This window comes from Streptomyces sp. NPDC054975, assembly GCF_053609105.1.
In genome coordinates, this window is record NZ_JBSGWV010000011.1 from 101,508 (window position 1) to 117,614 (window position 16,107).

A 16,107-nucleotide genomic window follows, 5' to 3' on the forward strand; every position below is an offset into this window, starting at 1 on the left:
GCCTCCCATTGTTCGACCGGCGCTGATGCGCTCCGGCCCCGAAAGGCGTCCACTGGTCGGTGGAGAGGAGCTGGCATGAGTGAGATCACCGGCACCGGCATTCCCGTCGCCCACGAGGCGTACGCCTTCGCCTGCATGCGCTGCGGGTACGGCTGGGAGCAGGCGTACGACATCGAGCACCACATGGACGCCGCCGGCAACGAGTTCATCGTCTACAAGGCCGGTGGTGAGCGGGTTCCCTCGCCGCTGTCCAGTCCGACCTGCATGAACTGCGGCGGGCACGTCGTCCGGATCATGCGCGCGGGGCAGGTGTCCTCGGTCCTGGACTCGTGGGAGCAGATCCACCACCCGCACGGCGCCGGAACACCCCACAGGGCGGTCACGCCGGCCGGACCGATCGGCCTGGCGGGGCCGATCGGTCAGGGCCTGGAGCGCGAGGACCACACGGCGGCCGCGGCGGCCACGGCGCCCACGGCAGGCCCCGCGGCCCCCACCGGCGACGTTCCCGGTCCCGTCCACGTGGAGGAGACACGCCGTCGCCGGCGGCTGTCGGACCTGTTCCGCTCGTCGCCGCGCACCTGATCGCCGTCCGGGCGCAGGCCCATGAGCCTTCGCTCGCGAACTCATGGCCCTCGTACGATCGGGGCCATGAGTTCGAAGGACGCCCCGCCGCCGCTGCCCGAGCCGCTTCCGCTCCCGGTGGCGGATTCCCACACGCACCTGGACATGCAGTCCGGCACCGTCGAGGAGGCCCTCACCAAGGCCGCCGCCGTCGGCGTCACCACCGTCGTCCAGGTGGGCTGCGACATCAAGGGCTCCCAGTGGGCGGCCGAGACCGCCGCCGCCCACGAGAACGTGCACGCCGCCGTCGCCCTGCACCCCAACGAGGCGCCCCGGATCGTGCTCGGCGACCCTGACGGCTGGTCGCGCCAGGGCGCCCGAGAGGCGGGAGGGGACGCGGCCCTGGACGACGCGCTCGGCGAGATCGACCGCCTCGCGGCCCTCCCGTACGTCCGCGCCGTCGGCGAGACCGGCCTGGATCACTTCCGTACCGGCCCCGAGGGCATGGCCGCCCAGGAGCGCTCCTTCCGCGCCCACATCGAGATCGCCAAGCGCCACGGCAAGGCGCTCGTCATCCACGACCGTGACGCCCACGCCGACGTCCTGCGGGTCCTGGACGAGGAGGGCGCGCCGGAGCGGACCGTCTTCCACTGCTACTCCGGCGACGCCGACATGGCCCGGATCTGCGCCGCGAAGGGCTACTACATGTCCTTCGCCGGCAACATGACCTTCAAGAATGCCCAGCCGCTGCGCGACGCCCTCGCCGTCGCCCCGCTCGACCTCGTCCTCGTCGAGACGGACGCCCCGTTCCTGACCCCGGCCCCGTACCGGGGGCGGCCGAACGCGCCGTACCTCATCCCGGTGACTGTCCGCGCGATGGCCGCCGTGCGCGGGATCTCGGATGAGGAGCTCTGCGAGGCGATCGCCGTGAACACGGCTCGCGCCTTCGACTACTGAGAACCGGCTCCACCTCCGGGGACCCGACATCACCGATCCATAACGGTTACGTGATGTAGTCGGGTCGTTTTGGAGAGTGATCGCGGCCGGGGCTAGGGTCCCGGCCTCGTGAGCACTTCCCAGGGCAGTCACCGCGCCGGCCGGCGAGCGGCGCCGGCGCCCGTGCCCGTCCACGACCAGCCGACGCAGGAGGCGGTACTCCTCCCGCCCCAGGGCTCCCGTGTCGAGGCCCGGCGGGCCGCCCGCCGCCGCAAGGCGAGGTCGGGACCCGGTGAGGGCCTGCGGCGGATCCTGCCGCAGGCCCTGGTCGTCGCCTTCCTGGCCGGCGGCACCAGCGCCTTCGTGGCCAACGACAAGGCGATCCGGCTCTCCGTCGACGGCGTCCCCCGGACCCTGCACACCTTCGCCGACGACGTCGACGAACTGCTCGCCGACGAGGGGCTCGCCGTCGGCTCCCACGACATCGTCGCCCCGGCGCCCGGCGCCGACCTGGCCAGCGGCGACGAGGTCGTCGTCCGCTACGGCCGCCCCGTCGCCCTCACCCTCGACGGGCAGCGCCGCCAGGTGTGGACCACGGCCAGGACCGTCGACGCCGCTCTGCGCCAGCTGGGGGTACGGGCCGAGGGCGCGTACCTCTCCGTCTCCCGCACGGCCCCCATCTCCCGCCGGGGCCTCGCCCTCGACGTCCGCACCGAACGGACCGTCACCCTCCTCGCCGACGGCCGCGAGCGGACCCTGCGCACCAACGCCGCCACCGTCCGCGAGGCCGTCGCGGAGGCCGGGATCACCCTCTCCGGCCAGGACACCACCTCCGTGCCGCCCGGCTCCTTCCCGCGCGACGGGCAGATGATCACCGTCCTGCGGATCACCGGCACCCAGGAGGTCCGCGAGGAGCCGATCCCGTACGCCGTCGAGCGGACCCGCGACCCCGAGCTCTTCGCGGGCACGGAGGTCGTCGAACGGCAGGGCGTCCAGGGCGTGCGCCGCGTCACGTACAGCCTGCGGACCGTCAACGGCGTCCGGCAGAAGCCGAGGAAGACCGGCGAGGAGATCGTCCGGGAGCCCGTCACCCAGAAGGTGAAGGTCGGCACCCGGCCGCTGCCCACCTCCGTCGCGGGCGCGGACGGTCTCGACTGGGGCGCGCTCGCCGCCTGCGAGTCCGGCGGCCGGCCGAACGCGGTCGACCCGTCGGGGACGTACGGCGGGCTGTACCAGTTCGACCCCGGCACCTGGCGCTCGCTCGGCGGCAGCGGAGTCGCCCAGAACGCGTCCGCCTCGGAGCAGACGTTCCGGGCGAAGAAGCTGTACGTGCAGCGCGGCGCGAGCCCCTGGCCGCACTGCGGCCGAAGGCTGTACCGGTGAGCCGCATGACGCCGCTCCTCGGCCGCACCGCGGCCGACGGCTGTACCGGTGCCCCGTAGGCTGTACCGGTGAGCACCACCACCGGCCCCGAAGGCCCCGACGCCCTCCTCGGCCCCGCCGACATCCGTGAACTGGCCGCAGCCCTTGGCGTGCGCCCCACGAAGCAGAAGGGGCAGAACTTCGTCATCGACGCCAACACGGTCCGGCGGATCGTCCGCACGGCCGAGGTGCGGCCCGACGACGTGGTCGTGGAGGTGGGCCCCGGGCTCGGCTCGCTGACCCTGGCGCTGCTCGAAGCGGCGGACCGGGTGACGGCCGTCGAGATCGACGACATCCTCGCGGGCGCGCTGCCCGCGACGATCGCCGCGCGGCTCCCGGCGAAGAAGGACCGGTTCGCCCTGGTCCACTCCGACGCGATGGACGTCCAGGAGCTGCCGGGCCCGCCGCCCACGGCGCTCGTCGCGAACCTGCCGTACAACGTGGCCGTGCCCGTCCTGCTGCACATGCTCGACCGCTTCCCGACGATCGAGCGCACCCTCGTCATGGTCCAGGCGGAGGTCGCGGACCGGCTGGCGGCCAAGCCCGGCAACAAGGTGTACGGCGTGCCGTCGGTGAAGGCGAACTGGTACGCCGAGGTGAAGCGGGCCGGCTCGATCGGCCGCAACGTCTTCTGGCCGGCGCCGAACGTCGACTCGGGCCTGGTCTCGCTGGTCCGCCGTACGGAGCCGGTCGCGACGACCGCCTCCAAGCGGGAGGTCTTCGCGGTCGTCGACGCGGCCTTCGCCCAGCGCCGCAAGACCCTGCGCGCCGCCCTCGCCGGCTGGGCGGGCTCGCCCGTGGCGGCGGAGGAGGCCCTCGTGAAGGCGGGCATCTCCCCGCAGGCGCGCGGCGAGTCCCTGACGGTGGAGGAGTTCGCACGGATCGCGGAGGCGAAGGCATGAGCGGGACGGGGACGGAGTCCGGCGCGGGTACGGGTCCAGGGCCCGGCGCGGGCGCCGAGCAGGGCGCGGCGGTGACGGAGGCCGGCGCGGGCGCCGAGCAGGGCGCGGCGGTGACGGAGGCCGGCGCGGGCGCCGAGCAGGGCGCGGCGGTGACGGAGGCCGGTGCGGGCTCCGGGCACGGCGCGCGTGCCGCCGGTGCCGCGCGCGGCGGAGCCGGTGGCGCGGGCGGTCGGAGCGTCACCGTGCGCGTGCCCGCCAAGGTCAACGTGCAGCTCGCCGTCGGCGGGGCGCGTGCCGACGGGTTCCATGACCTGGCCAACGTCTTCCTCGCCGTCTCCCTCCACGACGAGGTGACGGCGACGCCCGCCGCCGAGCTCACGGTCACCTGCGAGGGGCCGGACGCGGACAAGGTCCCCCTGGACCGCACCAACCTGGCCGCGCGCGCCGCCGAGCTGCTCGCCGCCCGGCACGGGATCTCCCCGGACGTCCACCTCCACATCGCCAAGGACATCCCGGTGGCCGGCGGCATGGCGGGCGGCAGCGCGGACGGCGCGGGCGCGCTCCTGGCGTGCGACGCGCTGTGGGGCCTGAACTCCTCGCGCGCCGAACTCCTCGACATCTGCGCCGAACTCGGCAGCGACGTGCCGTTCAGCCTCGTCGGCGGCGCCGCGCTCGGCGTGGGCCGCGGCGAGCGGCTGACCGAGCTGCCCGTGGGCGGCGACTTCCACTGGGTCTTCGCCGTCGCCGACGGCGGCCTGTCGACACCCGCGGTGTACGGCGAGTTCGACCGCCTCCACGCCGGCGACACCGTCCCCGAACCCGCCGCCTCCCCCGCCCTCCTGGACGCCCTGGCGACCGGCGACGCGACCGCCCTGGCCGGCGCGCTCACGAACGACCTCCAGTCGGCGGCGCTCTCCCTGCGCCCGTCCCTGACGGCCACCCTGGAGGCGGGCACGGCGGCCGGAGCCCTGGCCGCCCTCGTCTCGGGCTCCGGTCCGACGACGGCCTTCCTGGTCAAGGACGAGGACGCGGCCCGGACGGTGGCCGACGCCCTGATCGCCTCGGGCACCTGCCGCACCGCCCGGGTGGCCACGTCCCCGGCCCCGGGCGCGACCCTTCGCTAGTCCTTGGTCCCGTCCTTCTTCAGCGTGGCCAGGAGCAGGTTCGGGTCCGGTACCTCCTTGAAGAAGGACGCGCTGGTCACGTAGACGGTCTTGCCGCGCACCGCGACGGACGTCGGGTTGGACAGCCCGTCCTGCCCCGTGAGCACGACCTCGTGCGTCCCGTCGGGGCGTACGAGGGCGACGTCGTCGCTCAGGATCAGCGCGGCGAGCACGGTGTCGCCCTTCCCGGTGAAGCCGAAGTCGTCGATCCAGGTGAGCCCGGTCGCCCGGGTCTCGATCGGGCCGGCGGTCTCGTCGGCGCGTACGGGGATGCGCAGCAGCGTCTGGCGGTCGGTGTTGGACACCCACACCGCGCCGTTGTGGAACTTGATGCCGTTGGCGCCGACGCCGAAACCGGCGGGCGGGGCGACCGGCTGGAGCGCGGCCCCGGTGGCCCAGGCCGTCGGCGTGCCGCCCTTCTGCGGAACGCTCCACACGGTGCCGCGGACCGAGTCGGCGACGTACAGGGTGCCGCACTTCTCGTCGAGGGTGATGGCGTTCGGGAACCCGTCGGCGGGGAGCTGTGCGATCTGCTCGGGCGCGCCGCCGTCGGGGTCGACGCGCCAGACGCCGTTCTCGCTGGTCCCGGTCGCGTACGTGACGTAGAGGGTGCCGTCGTGGGCGCGGGTGATGCCCATGGCGGCGGCCACCCCGATGACGGGGGTGTTCGGGTTCTCGACGGCGGGCAGGGTCGCGAGGATCCGGGTGTCGCCGTTCTTGTCGACGCGGGCGATCTGCCGCGCGAAGGAGAACGTCACGTACGCGGCGCCGTCAGGTCCGACGACGATGTTCTCCGGGGCCTGTCCGGCGGCGAAGTCGAAGTGCGCGACGACACGCGGATCGGTCACGACGGGCCCGCCAGCGGACGCGGGACCGGAGGCGAGCAGGGCGAGAGCGAGGGCGGCGGTGGCGGCGACCGCCAGGCGTGGGAGCCGGGGCATGGGATCTCCTGGTGCGGGTTCGGGTCGTGGGTGCCGTTGCGGCACCCATGAACATGACGAACCGTCAGGCGAGGGGGCGGGTGCCCCGGCCGTCGGATCGCCCGCCTGGCCGACGACTTGGGGCCAGTCGGCCCGTACTCAGACCCGAGTTGAGTATCCGAGCGCTGCCGGGGGCCCGCCGCCGGGCGGGACCGTACCCGTATGGGAAACAGGGGAGTCAGCGCTCGGGAGCTTGCCGCCGCCACGCCCGCGACGCGGGACCGGTACGTCGACCTCCTGCGGGTCGCCTCGCTCGGGGTCGTGGTCCTCGGGCACTGGCTGATGGCCGCCGTGGGGGCGGACGGGCAGGTCGGCAACCTGCTCGCCGTCGTGCCGGAGCTCCAGGTCGTGACGTGGGCGCTCCAGGTCATGCCGGTCTTCTTCTTCGTCGGCGGGTTCTCGCACGCCCTGGCCTACCGCTCCCGCCCCGCCTACCCCGCCTTCCTGCGCGCCCGGCTCCAGCGCCTGCTGCGGCCGACGATGGTGTTCGTGGGGGTGTGGGGCGCGGCCGCCCTGCTGATCCAGCTGCTCGGCGCGGACGGCGGGCTGACCGGCGTCGCGCTGCGGCTCGTCACCCAGCCGCTCTGGTTCATCGGGATCTACCTCGCGATGGTGGCGTTCACCCCGCCCCTTCTGAAGCTGCACGAACGCTGGGGCTGGGGAGCCTTCGCCGCGCTCGCCGGCGGGGCGGTCGCCGTGGACGTGCTGCGGTTCGCGCTCGACGTGCCGTTCGTGGAGTTCCTGAACTTCGCCTTCGTCTGGCTGGCGGTCCACCAGCTCGGCTTCCTGCGGGCCGACGGCATGATCCGCCTCCCCGCCGTCCTCGCCGGCGCCGGGCTGCTCGCCGCCGCGGGGCTCGTCGCCCTCGGGCCGTACCCGCTCTCCATGGTCGGGATGCCCGGCGAGAAGGTCTCCAACATGGCCCCGCCGACGCTGGCCCTCCTCGCCCACGGCCTCTGGCTCGTCGGCGCGGTCGAGCTGCTCAAGGGCCCGGGCACCCGGTTCGCCGCCCGTGCCGGGGTCTGGCACAAGGTCGTCGTCGCCAACGGGATCGCCATGACCGCGTTCCTGTGGCACCTGACCGCCATGCTCGGCGTGTACGGCACCCTCCTCGCGCTCGACGTGACGCTGCCCGCGCCCGCGACGGGCGCCTGGTGGGCGCAGGTCCCCCTCCGTATCGTCGCCGCGGCCGTCCTCACGGCCCTGCTCGTCGCCGCCTTCCGCCGCTTCGAGCGGCCGCCCGCCCCCGTGGCCTTCACCGCGGGCTCGGGCGGACCGGTCGCCGCCCTCGGCATCACCCTCGCCCTGTTCGGCGTCCTCGGCCTGTCGATGGTCGGCTTCGGCGGGCTTCTGGAGGGCCACGCGGCCACCCTGATCGCCGTCCGGATCACCGCCCCGGTCGCGGTGGCGATGGCCCTCGCGGGCTGGCTGCTCGTGGAACGGGTGGGGCGCGGACGGGCGACCTGACTGACCGTCGGACGGGAGGGCGGGTGCCGGGGCCGTCCGACCTGCCCGAGACGCCTACCCCTACGCTGGTCCCTTTCACGTGATGAGTCGGTGCGGGACGACGGATCGGAGCGGTACGGGTGACGGGGGCGAACGGCGCGGAGTTGGTCGGCGAGGTTCTGGGCGGGCGTTACCGCGTGACCGCGATGATCGGACGCGGTGGCATGGGCGTGGTCGCCCGTGCGGTGGACCAGGTGCTGAACCGTGAGGTCGCGGTCAAGGTGCTGCGGGCCTTCACCGACGCCTCCGCCGCCGAACTGGCCGATCTGCGCCTCCGGATGGAGCGGGAGGCACAGGCCGCGGCCCGGATCAGGCACAGCGGTGTGGTCACCGTGCACGACGTGGTCGAGGAGCGGGGGCTGCCCGTCATCGTCATGGAACTGGTCGACGGGCCCTCCCTCGACGACGTCCTCACCGAGCGCGGCGCGCTGGACCCGCGCGAGGTGGCCGCGATCGGTGCCAAGCTCATGGACGCGCTCGACGCGGCGCACCGGGCCGGCATCCTGCACCGCGACGTGAAGCCGGGGAACGTGCTGCTGGAGCGCGAAGGCAGGGTGGTGCTCACCGACTTCGGCATCGCCACCATGGAGACCTCCGGCGACGACGCCATGTCCAAGCTGACCCAGAGCGGCCAGATCGTCGGCTCCCTCGACTACCTGCCGCCGGAGCGCGCCCAGGGCCAGGAGCCGGGGCCCGCCTCCGACATCTGGTCGCTCGGCATGACGCTGTACGCGGCCGTGGAGGGCGCGGCGCCCTTCCGCCGTACGTCGGCGTGGTCCACGCTGTCTGCGATCGTCACCGAGCCGCTGCCCGAGCCCCACCGTGCCGGACCGCTCGCCCCGGTGCTGCGGGCGCTCATGGCCAAGGACCCGCGTCAGCGCCCCGACGCCGCCCAGGCCCGCGAGATGCTGGAGGCGGTCGCCGGGGGAGGGACGCCGAACCTGGCGCCCGGCCCCGTTCAGGCCCCGGCTCCCGGCCACCTTCACGCTCCCGCTCCCGCCCCCGGCCCCGTACAGGCCCCGGCTCCCGGGCACCTTCACGCTCCCGCCCCCGGCCCCGGGCCCGTCGCCCCGCCCGGTGCCTTCGGGCCTCCCGCGGCGCCGTTCCAGCAGCCCGCCCCCCAGCCGTTCCAGCACCCCGCCCCGCAGCAGGCCGTCCAGCACGGCACGGCCGCCGGCCCCGGCAGCCGGGCCGAGGCACGCACCTCGACCATCCGCGCGCGTCGGCGGCGAACCCGTACCGTCGTCGCGGCGGCGGTCGCCACCGTCCTCGTCGGGGGCGGGGTCGCCTACGGGCTGATGAACACCGGGAACGAACCCGGCGGCGGCTCGCAGGCGGCGGCGCCCACGACGAGCGCCCCGGCCGACGGCGACATGTCCGGTACGGGCGGGCTCACCGACGGCCCGAGCGCCCCGGGGGACCTGACGTCCATGGCCCCCGACGAGACGCCGAGCGGCACCCCGAAGAAGCCCGGCGGGCCGACCTCCACGAAGAAGCCCGACGACAAGCCGACCACCACCCCCTCCGCCCCGCCGAGCACCACCCCCAGCGCCACGGTGAAGGAGCCCGTCCCGGTCTCCACGGCGTGCACCGGCTGGGCGCACTCGAACCGCAGCGACGGCTACGGAAACATGTCGCAGGGCTCCCACCTCTACACCGGGCCGTACGCGGAGTGCTCCTGGGTCACCGCGATCAAGAGCGGCACGAAGGTCTACTACCACTGCTACGCCACCAACGCCCACGGCAACAAGTGGATCTACGCGCGCATCGAGGGCACGGAGACCGAGGGCTGGGTGTACAGCGAGAAGGTCACCCAGAAGGGCGGCTCGCTCGCCCGCTGCTAGCGGGCGGGATCACCGCACGCCGTCGTACCGGTCCGGCCGTCTACCCTTGGACGTCGATCCATCCCCCGGTACAGGAGTCAAAGTGGCCGTCAACCTGGTCAATGTCGAGGCTGTCAGCAAGGTGTACGGCACACGTGCCCTGCTCGACGGTGTCTCGCTCGGCGTCTCCGAGGGCGACCGGATCGGCGTCGTGGGCCGCAACGGCGACGGCAAGACCACCCTGATCCGGATGCTCGCCAAGCTGGAGGACGCCGACACCGGCCGTGTCACGCACAGCGGCGGACTGCGGCTCGGGGTGCTCACCCAGCACGACTCGCTCGACCCGAAGGCCACCATCCGGCACGAGGTCATCGGCGTCATGGCCGACCATGAGTGGGCCGGCAGCGCCAAGATCCGCGACGTGCTCACCGGCCTCTTCGGCGGGCTCGACCTGCCTGGCTTCGAGCAGGGGCTCGACACGGTCATCGGCCCGCTCTCCGGTGGCGAGCGCCGCCGGATCGCGCTCGCCAAGCTCCTCATCGAGGACCAGGACCTGATCGTCCTCGACGAGCCCACCAACCACCTCGACGTCGAGGGCATCTCCTGGCTCGCCAAGCACCTCCAGGAGCGCCGCTCCGCGCTCGTCTGCGTCACCCACGACCGCTGGTTTCTCGACCAGGTGTGCACCCGCATGTGGGACGTGCAGCGCGGTGACGTCCACGAGTACGAGGGCGGCTACTCCGACTACGTCTTCGCCCGCGCCGAGCGTGAGCGCATCGCGGCGACCGAGGAGACCAAGCGGCAGAACCTCATGCGCAAGGAGCTCGCCTGGCTGCGGCGCGGCGCCCCCGCCCGTACCTCCAAGCCCCGCTACCGCATCGAGGCCGCCAACGAGCTGATCGCCGACGTGCCGCCGCCGCGCGACACCTCCGAACTGATGAAGTTCGCCAATGCCCGGCTCGGAAAGACGGTCTTCGACCTGGAGAACGTCACCGTCACCGCCGGACCCAAGACGCTGCTCAAGCACCTCACCTGGCAGCTCGGCCCCGGCGACCGCATCGGCCTGGTCGGTGTCAACGGCGCGGGCAAGACCTCCCTCCTGCGGGCGCTCGCGGAGGCGGCCGTCAGCCAGGGCGAGAAGCAGCCGGCCGACGGGAAGATCGTCGTCGGCAAGACCGTACGGCTCGCCTACCTCTCGCAGGACGTCACCGAACTCCCCGGCACGCTGCGGGTCCTGGAGGCCGTCCAGCAGATCCGTGACCGCGTCGACCTCGGCAAGGGCCGGGAGATGACCGCGGGTCAGCTCTGCGAGCAGTTCGGCTTCTCGAAGGAGAAGCAGTGGACGCCGGTGGGTGACCTCTCCGGCGGCGAGCGCCGCCGCCTTCAGCTGCTGCGCCTGCTGATGGACGAGCCGAACGTCCTCTTCCTCGACGAGCCCACCAACGACCTCGACATCGAGACCCTGACCCAGCTGGAGGACCTCCTCGACGGCTGGCCGGGCTCCATGGTCGTCATCTCCCACGACCGGTTCTTCATCGAGCGCACCACCGACCGCACGTTCGCGCTGCTCGGCGACCAGACCCTGCGGATGCTGCCGCGCGGCATCGACGAGTACCTGGAGCGGCGCCAGAAGATGATCGAGGCCTCGGTCCCGGCTCCGGCCGCCGCGGCCACGCAGGCGAAGCCCGGCGTCTCCGCCGCCGACGCGCGCGCCGCGAAGAAGGAGCTGCAGAAGGTCGAGCGGCAGCTCGACAAGGTCTCCGAGAAGGAGGCCAAGCTGCACGCCCGGATCGCCGAGAACGCGACGGATTTCGAGAAGGTCGCGAAGCTCGACGCGGAGCTTCGGGAACTGGCTGGGGAACGCGAGGAGTTGGAGATGCGGTGGCTGGAACTGGCGGAGGACGCGTGAGGACGCGTAGAGAAGCCGTGCGAAACGGGTAACGAGGGCATCACGGGCCGGTCCTCCCTTGGGCACAAGGGGTGGACCGGTCTCTTTTGCGCCATCCCGTGGGTGGTAGAAAGAAAACCCGCTCACATCAAGGGGGAACGCGCTGATGACCCAGCCGCCCAGCAACCAGCCGCCGGGCTTCGGCGCACCGAACCCGGACCCGGCCCAGAACCCGCCGCAGAACGCGCCTCAGGGCACGCCGCCGGTCCCGCCGCAGGCTCCGCCGATGCCGCCCCAGGCCCCGCCGGTCCCGCCGCAGGCCCCGCAGGCTCCCCAGGGCGCCCCGCAGACGCCGCCGCCCGCCGCGCCGGGACCGTACAACCAGGCCCCGCAGCCCGGTTACGGCTACCCGCAGCAGCAGCCCGGCCCGTACGGCCAGCCGCCGCAGTCTGGTTACGGCTACCCGCAGCAGCCGGGACCGTACGGCCAGCAGCCCGGCCCGTACGGCGGCTACCCCACCCAGCCCCCGGCGCCCGCGCCCGGCGGCAAGAACCCCTTCAAGGGCAAGCCGGGCGTCGTCATCGGCGCGGCCGTGGCCGCGGCGCTCGTCATCGGCGGCGGCGCCTGGTTCGCCCTCAGCGGTGACGGCGAGGACAAGCCGGTCGCCAAGCCGACGGCCACCAGCGGCACTCCGAAGCCGTCCGAGTCCGTCGACCAGGGCGACGGCACCGGGGACGGTGACGGCCGCAACGCCGAGGACGACCTCAACGCGGGCCGTCAGGCCGGCGAGGCGAAGATCGACTGGCTGCTCAAGAACAACATCGACCTGCCCCGCAACGGCGCCGACGTCTTCGGCCCGTGGGTCTCCGGCGACGTCGTCGCCAAGGCGATGTACAAGAACGTCAGCGGCTTCGGCCTCGGCGACGGCGCCTCCAAGTGGACCCTCGACCTGCCCTTCGAGGTCTGCGCCGCCGCCCCCGAGCCCGCCGCCGACGGCACCACCGTCATCGCCATCAACGACAAGGCGGGCGACCGCGCCGACTGCAAGGTCCTCCAGCAGATCAACCTGAAGACCGGCAAGGCGGGCTGGAAGAAGACGCTCGACAAGGGCACCGGCTTCAGCTCGTTCTCCGACATCACCCTCGCCATCAGCGGCACCACGGTGACGGCGGCCGGCATGAACCACTCCTGGGGCTTCGAGCTGGCCGACGGCAAGCCGCTCTTCGGCAAGCCCGCGGCCGGCTCCTGCCAGCCGTACGCCTTCGCGGGCGGCGCCAAGCTGATCGCCGCCGCCAGCTGCCGTACCGGCGACGTCAACAAGCCGCAGGAGCAGGTCAGCGAGGTCGACCCGAAGACGGGCAAGCCGAAGTGGACCTTCAAGCTCCAGCCCACCTGGGAGGTCGACAAGATCTACTCGGTGGACCCGCTGGTCGTCTCCGCCCAGCAGCGCGACGAGAAGAAGTGGACGGTCTTCGCCGTCACCGCCGACGGCAAGCTCCGCTCGCAGATCGAGGGCGGCAAGGACAAGTACGCCCCGGACTGCGGCGGCGGCGCGTTCGTCGTCTTCGGCCGTAACCTCCAGGGCTGCAACGGCGTGGCCGCCGACGCCAACACCTTCTACATGGCGACGGACTCCGAGTACCGGCAGTCCAACGCCGTCGTCGCCTTCGACCTGAACACCGGCAAGCAGAAGTGGCGCGCCGCCGCCCCCGCCGAGCGCACGATCACCCCGCTGCGCATGGAGGGTTCGGAGGTCGTGGTCTACATGAAGGCGCTGTACGACAAGGGCGGCGCCGTCGCGACCATCGCTCCCACCGGCGGCTCGCCGAAGATCCTGCAGCAGCACCCGGTGTCGACCGCCGAGATCGAGGACGACTACTACAGCCCGTCCTACGTCTACTCCGGCGGCCACTTCGTCGTGGCTGCGGGCCGCGTCAGCGCCCGCAACGACGCGGAGGAGAAGGAGACCAAGACGATGATGTCCTTCAGCAAGTGACGCCCCTCCGCCACCGATGAACCCACCGCAGCAGCCGGGAGAGCGCCCCACGACCGCCGTGCACACGGCGGTCGTGGCGGCGCTCCTCGCCATCGTCACGACGACCGGCGCTCCCCTGACTTCCGAGGTACCCACACCATGACCCAGCCGCCCCCGCCCCCGCCGAACCAGCCGCCCGGCCCGCCGCCCGGTGGGTTCGGAGCGCCCCAGGACCCGCCGCCCGGTGGGTTCGGGGCGCCCACGCCGCCGCCGAACCAGCCCTCGTACGGCTACCCCCAGCAGCCGCCGGCCCAGCCGCCGACGCCGCCCGCCCAGCCGCCGACCCAGCCGCAGTACGGCTACCCGCAGCAGCCCGCCCAGCCGCAGTACGGGTATCCGCAGCAGCCGCAGCAGCCGTACGGGTACCCCACGCAGCCTCAGCAGCCCTACGGCTACCCGCAGCAGCCCACGGCCGTCGCGCCGGCCCCCGGCGGCGGCAAGAAGCTGTCGGCGCAGATGCAGATCGTCATCGCCGCCGTGGTCGCCGTCGCCCTCATCGTCGGCGGCGGGATCTGGTACGCCAACTCCGGTGGTGGCGAGGAGAACAACACCGCGGGCGGCACCTCCAGCGGTGCGACCGGCGGTCAGAACAAGGGCGGCGGCAACGGCCTCGGCGGCAACGGCAAGGAGAAGGTGCCCGCCAACACCAAGTCGTCGCTCAAGTTCCAGCTGCCGCAGCCCAAGGTCGACGACACCACGGACGTCAGCGGTTCCTGGATCACCGAGAAGGCGTACGTGAAGACGGGCGTCAACTCGATCGTCGGGTACGACCTCGACAAGGGCACCCCGGTCTGGACCCTGGCCCTGCCCGGCCAGGTCTGCGGCACGTCGCGCCATGTCACCGCCGACCACAAGACGGCCATCCTCTTCGAGGCGACCAAGCGCGTCGGGCCGAAGTTCTACCAGCCGTGCACCGAGGTCGGTGTCGTCGACCTGGTGGCCGGCAAGCTGGTGTGGTCCGGCTCCGTCACCGGCGGCAACGCGGGCGACGACAAGGCCCGGTTCAGCGAGGTCACCCTCAGCGGTACGACCGTCGCGGCCGGCGGCACCGACGGCGGCGCCGCCTTCGACCTGGCCAACGGCAACCCGCGCTGGAAGCCCAAGGCCAACGCCGAGAACTGCTACGACATGGGGTACGGCGGCGGCGAGGGCCTCGTCGCGGCGCGCAAGTGCGGTTCGTACGGCAGCCAGTACGTCGTCATCCAGAACCTGAACCCGACGACCGGCGCGGTGATCTCCCAGTACAAGATGCCCACGGGCGTGGAGTACGCGGCGATCGTCTCCACCAAGCCGCTCGTGGTCGCGGCCGACGTCGGTGAGACCGCCGGCGACGGCAGTGGCATCTCGGACTTCTTCTCGATCGACGAGAAGACCGGCAAGCTGAAGGTCAAGATCGCGGCGAACGCGGACCGGTTCGCGGCCAAGTGCCGTTCCACCGAGGTCGAGGCGTGCCAGAAGGTCGTCGTCGGCAACAACCGGCTCTACCTGCCGACCGAGGAGCGCGAGGGCAGCACCGGGGAGTACGGCGACGAGACCAACGAGATCCTCGCCTTCGACCTGACCACCGGCAAGCAGGCCGTCGAGAAGGCGGACGCCGGCGACAAGTGGACGCTGATCCCGCTGCGCATGGACGGCGGCAACATCCTCGCGTACAAGGTCCCGCCGTACGACAAGGGCGGCCAGATCGTCTCCATCGACGGCGGCACGATGAAGCCGACCGTGCTCCTGGAGAACCCGTCGGACAAGACGGTGCGCGACGCGGAGGACAGCTTCTCGGAGGACTACGCCGAGATCCTCTACTCCGGCGGCCGGATGTTCATCTCGGACGTCATGATCAGCAAGCCGAGCTCGTCGTCGACGACCTTGAGGGAGTACCTGGCGCTCGGTTACGGCACCAGCTGACCCCCGGCTCGTGAAGGCACAGCCCGGCGCGTCGATTCACTCGGCGCGCCGGGCTGTTTGCGTGGGGCCCCGACGGGCGAGGTATTCGAAGTCCGGGGGGACGAGCGTGTAGTTTGCCGGGTCATCGGAGTGGCTGGGGCCGGGGGACGGCCTCAGGGGGGAACTAAGGGGTTGCTCGATGGGCGTGCGGCTCATGGTGGTCGACGACCACCGACTGCTCGCCGAGGCGCTCGCCTCGGCGTTGAAACTGCGTGGGCACCGCGTGCTCGCGGCGGCCGCCCCGGTGGCGGGGGCGGCGGAGCTGGTGGTGAGCCGGGCGCCCGAGGTGTGCCTGCTCGGCACGGCCGCCCCGGCCGAGCCGGGGGCCTTCGACCCGATCGTACGGATCAAGCGCGAGCGGCCGCAGGTGGCCGTGGTCGTGCTCGGCCCGGTGCCCTCGCCACGCGGGATCGCGGCGGCCTTCGCGGCCGGCGCGTCCGGATACGTCCGGCACGACGAGCGCATCGAGGGCGTGGAACGGGCGCTGGTCAAGGCGCGGGCGGGGGAGTCGGCGGTGGCGCCGCAGCTTCTCCAGGGCGCCTTCACGGAGTTGCTCAACCCGTCGGCCCAGCCCGACGACGAGGGGCAGCGGCTGCTGCGGATGCTGACGCCGCGTGAGGTGGAGGTCCTTGTCCGGGTGGCGGAGGGCGAGGACACGCGGCTGATCGCGGCGGGCATGGGGATCGCGCCGAGCACGGCGCGGACGCATGTGCAGCGGGTGCTGATGAAGTTGGGGGTGGGGTCGCGGTTGGAGGCGGCGGCGCTCGCGGCGCGGACGGGGCTGCTGGACCGGGCTCCTGTGCCGGGGGCCCGGAGCGCAGGCCCCTAGGCGGGGCGCCGGTCTCGTGGGCTGTGCCCGCCCACCCCCTAGGACTTCGTCCTGGGGGCGCTTCGTCATTGACGCCGATGTTTGATTGTGGTTCCTTGTGCGTGGTTCTGTTTGGTTCCCC

The 16,107-nt window shown here is 72.9% G+C and carries 12 protein-coding genes; 11 read left to right on the forward strand and 1 reads right to left on the reverse strand.

Translation table 11 applies throughout. The features are described 5' to 3' along the window. Positions 1–75 precede the first annotated feature (75 nt). The 5 genes from ACWF79_RS14210 (at position 76) to ACWF79_RS14230 (ending at position 4,945) form a co-directional block, all read left to right on the forward strand. Positions 76–582: a hypothetical protein gene (locus tag ACWF79_RS14210; RefSeq protein WP_453728372.1), complete on the forward strand. Its 507-nt coding sequence runs from the start codon at positions 76–78 to the stop codon at positions 580–582. 66 nt (positions 583–648) lie between these two features. Next, a complete protein-coding gene (locus ACWF79_RS14215; protein ID WP_453728373.1) occupies positions 649–1,518 on the forward strand; it encodes a TatD family hydrolase in 870 nt (289 codons plus the stop codon). Between the two features lie 108 nt (positions 1,519–1,626). Continuing rightward, complete coding sequence (locus ACWF79_RS14220) at positions 1,627–2,880, forward strand: ubiquitin-like domain-containing protein (protein WP_453728374.1); 1,254 nt, start codon at positions 1,627–1,629, stop codon at positions 2,878–2,880. Between the two features lie 68 nt (positions 2,881–2,948). Next, positions 2,949–3,821 (forward strand): 16S rRNA (adenine(1518)-N(6)/adenine(1519)-N(6))-dimethyltransferase RsmA, encoded by an 873-nt coding sequence (rsmA, locus tag ACWF79_RS14225; RefSeq protein ID WP_453728375.1) that lies wholly within the window; start codon positions 2,949–2,951, stop codon positions 3,819–3,821. A gap of 242 nt (positions 3,822–4,063) precedes the next feature. After that, on the forward strand, positions 4,064–4,945 hold the full coding sequence (locus ACWF79_RS14230) for a 4-(cytidine 5'-diphospho)-2-C-methyl-D-erythritol kinase (RefSeq protein WP_453728418.1): 882 nt from the start codon (positions 4,064–4,066) through the stop codon (positions 4,943–4,945). Here ACWF79_RS14230 and ACWF79_RS14235 read toward each other — a convergent pair. After that, the gene (locus ACWF79_RS14235; protein ID WP_453728376.1) at positions 4,942–5,925 is read right to left on the reverse strand and encodes a hypothetical protein; all 984 of its coding nucleotides are present in this window, start codon (positions 5,923–5,925) and stop codon (positions 4,942–4,944) included. The genes ACWF79_RS14230 and ACWF79_RS14235 overlap by 4 nt on opposite strands. A 201-nt stretch (positions 5,926–6,126) precedes the next feature. On the opposite strand from ACWF79_RS14235, the gene ACWF79_RS14240 reads away from it, so the two are divergent. The 6 genes from ACWF79_RS14240 to ACWF79_RS14265 all read left to right on the forward strand — a co-directional run bounded on the left by ACWF79_RS14240 (position 6,127) and on the right by ACWF79_RS14265 (position 15,986). Further along, positions 6,127–7,431, forward strand: a complete 1,305-nt coding sequence (locus ACWF79_RS14240) for an acyltransferase family protein (protein ID WP_453728377.1) — start codon at positions 6,127–6,129, stop codon at positions 7,429–7,431. Positions 7,432–7,550: 119 nt separating this feature from the next. Next, a complete protein-coding gene (locus ACWF79_RS14245) occupies positions 7,551–9,314 on the forward strand; it encodes a protein kinase domain-containing protein (RefSeq protein WP_453728378.1) in 1,764 nt (587 codons plus the stop codon). An 82-nt stretch (positions 9,315–9,396) separates the two neighbouring features. Further along, positions 9,397–11,202, forward strand: coding sequence for an ABC-F family ATP-binding cassette domain-containing protein (locus tag ACWF79_RS14250; protein WP_453728379.1), 1,806 nt, complete (start codon positions 9,397–9,399; stop codon positions 11,200–11,202). 145 nt (positions 11,203–11,347) lie between these two features. Further along, a complete protein-coding gene (locus ACWF79_RS14255) occupies positions 11,348–13,177 on the forward strand; it encodes an outer membrane protein assembly factor BamB family protein (protein ID WP_453728380.1) in 1,830 nt (609 codons plus the stop codon). Positions 13,178–13,315: 138 nt separating this feature from the next. After that, positions 13,316–15,118 carry an outer membrane protein assembly factor BamB family protein gene (locus tag ACWF79_RS14260; RefSeq protein WP_453728381.1) on the forward strand — a complete coding sequence of 601 codons (1,803 nt, stop codon included), beginning with the start codon at positions 13,316–13,318 and terminating at the stop codon, positions 15,116–15,118. Between the two features lie 178 nt (positions 15,119–15,296). Beyond that, the gene (locus tag ACWF79_RS14265) at positions 15,297–15,986 is read left to right on the forward strand and encodes a helix-turn-helix transcriptional regulator (RefSeq protein WP_453728382.1); all 690 of its coding nucleotides are present in this window, start codon (positions 15,297–15,299) and stop codon (positions 15,984–15,986) included. The last annotated feature ends 121 nt before the right edge of the window (positions 15,987–16,107 follow it).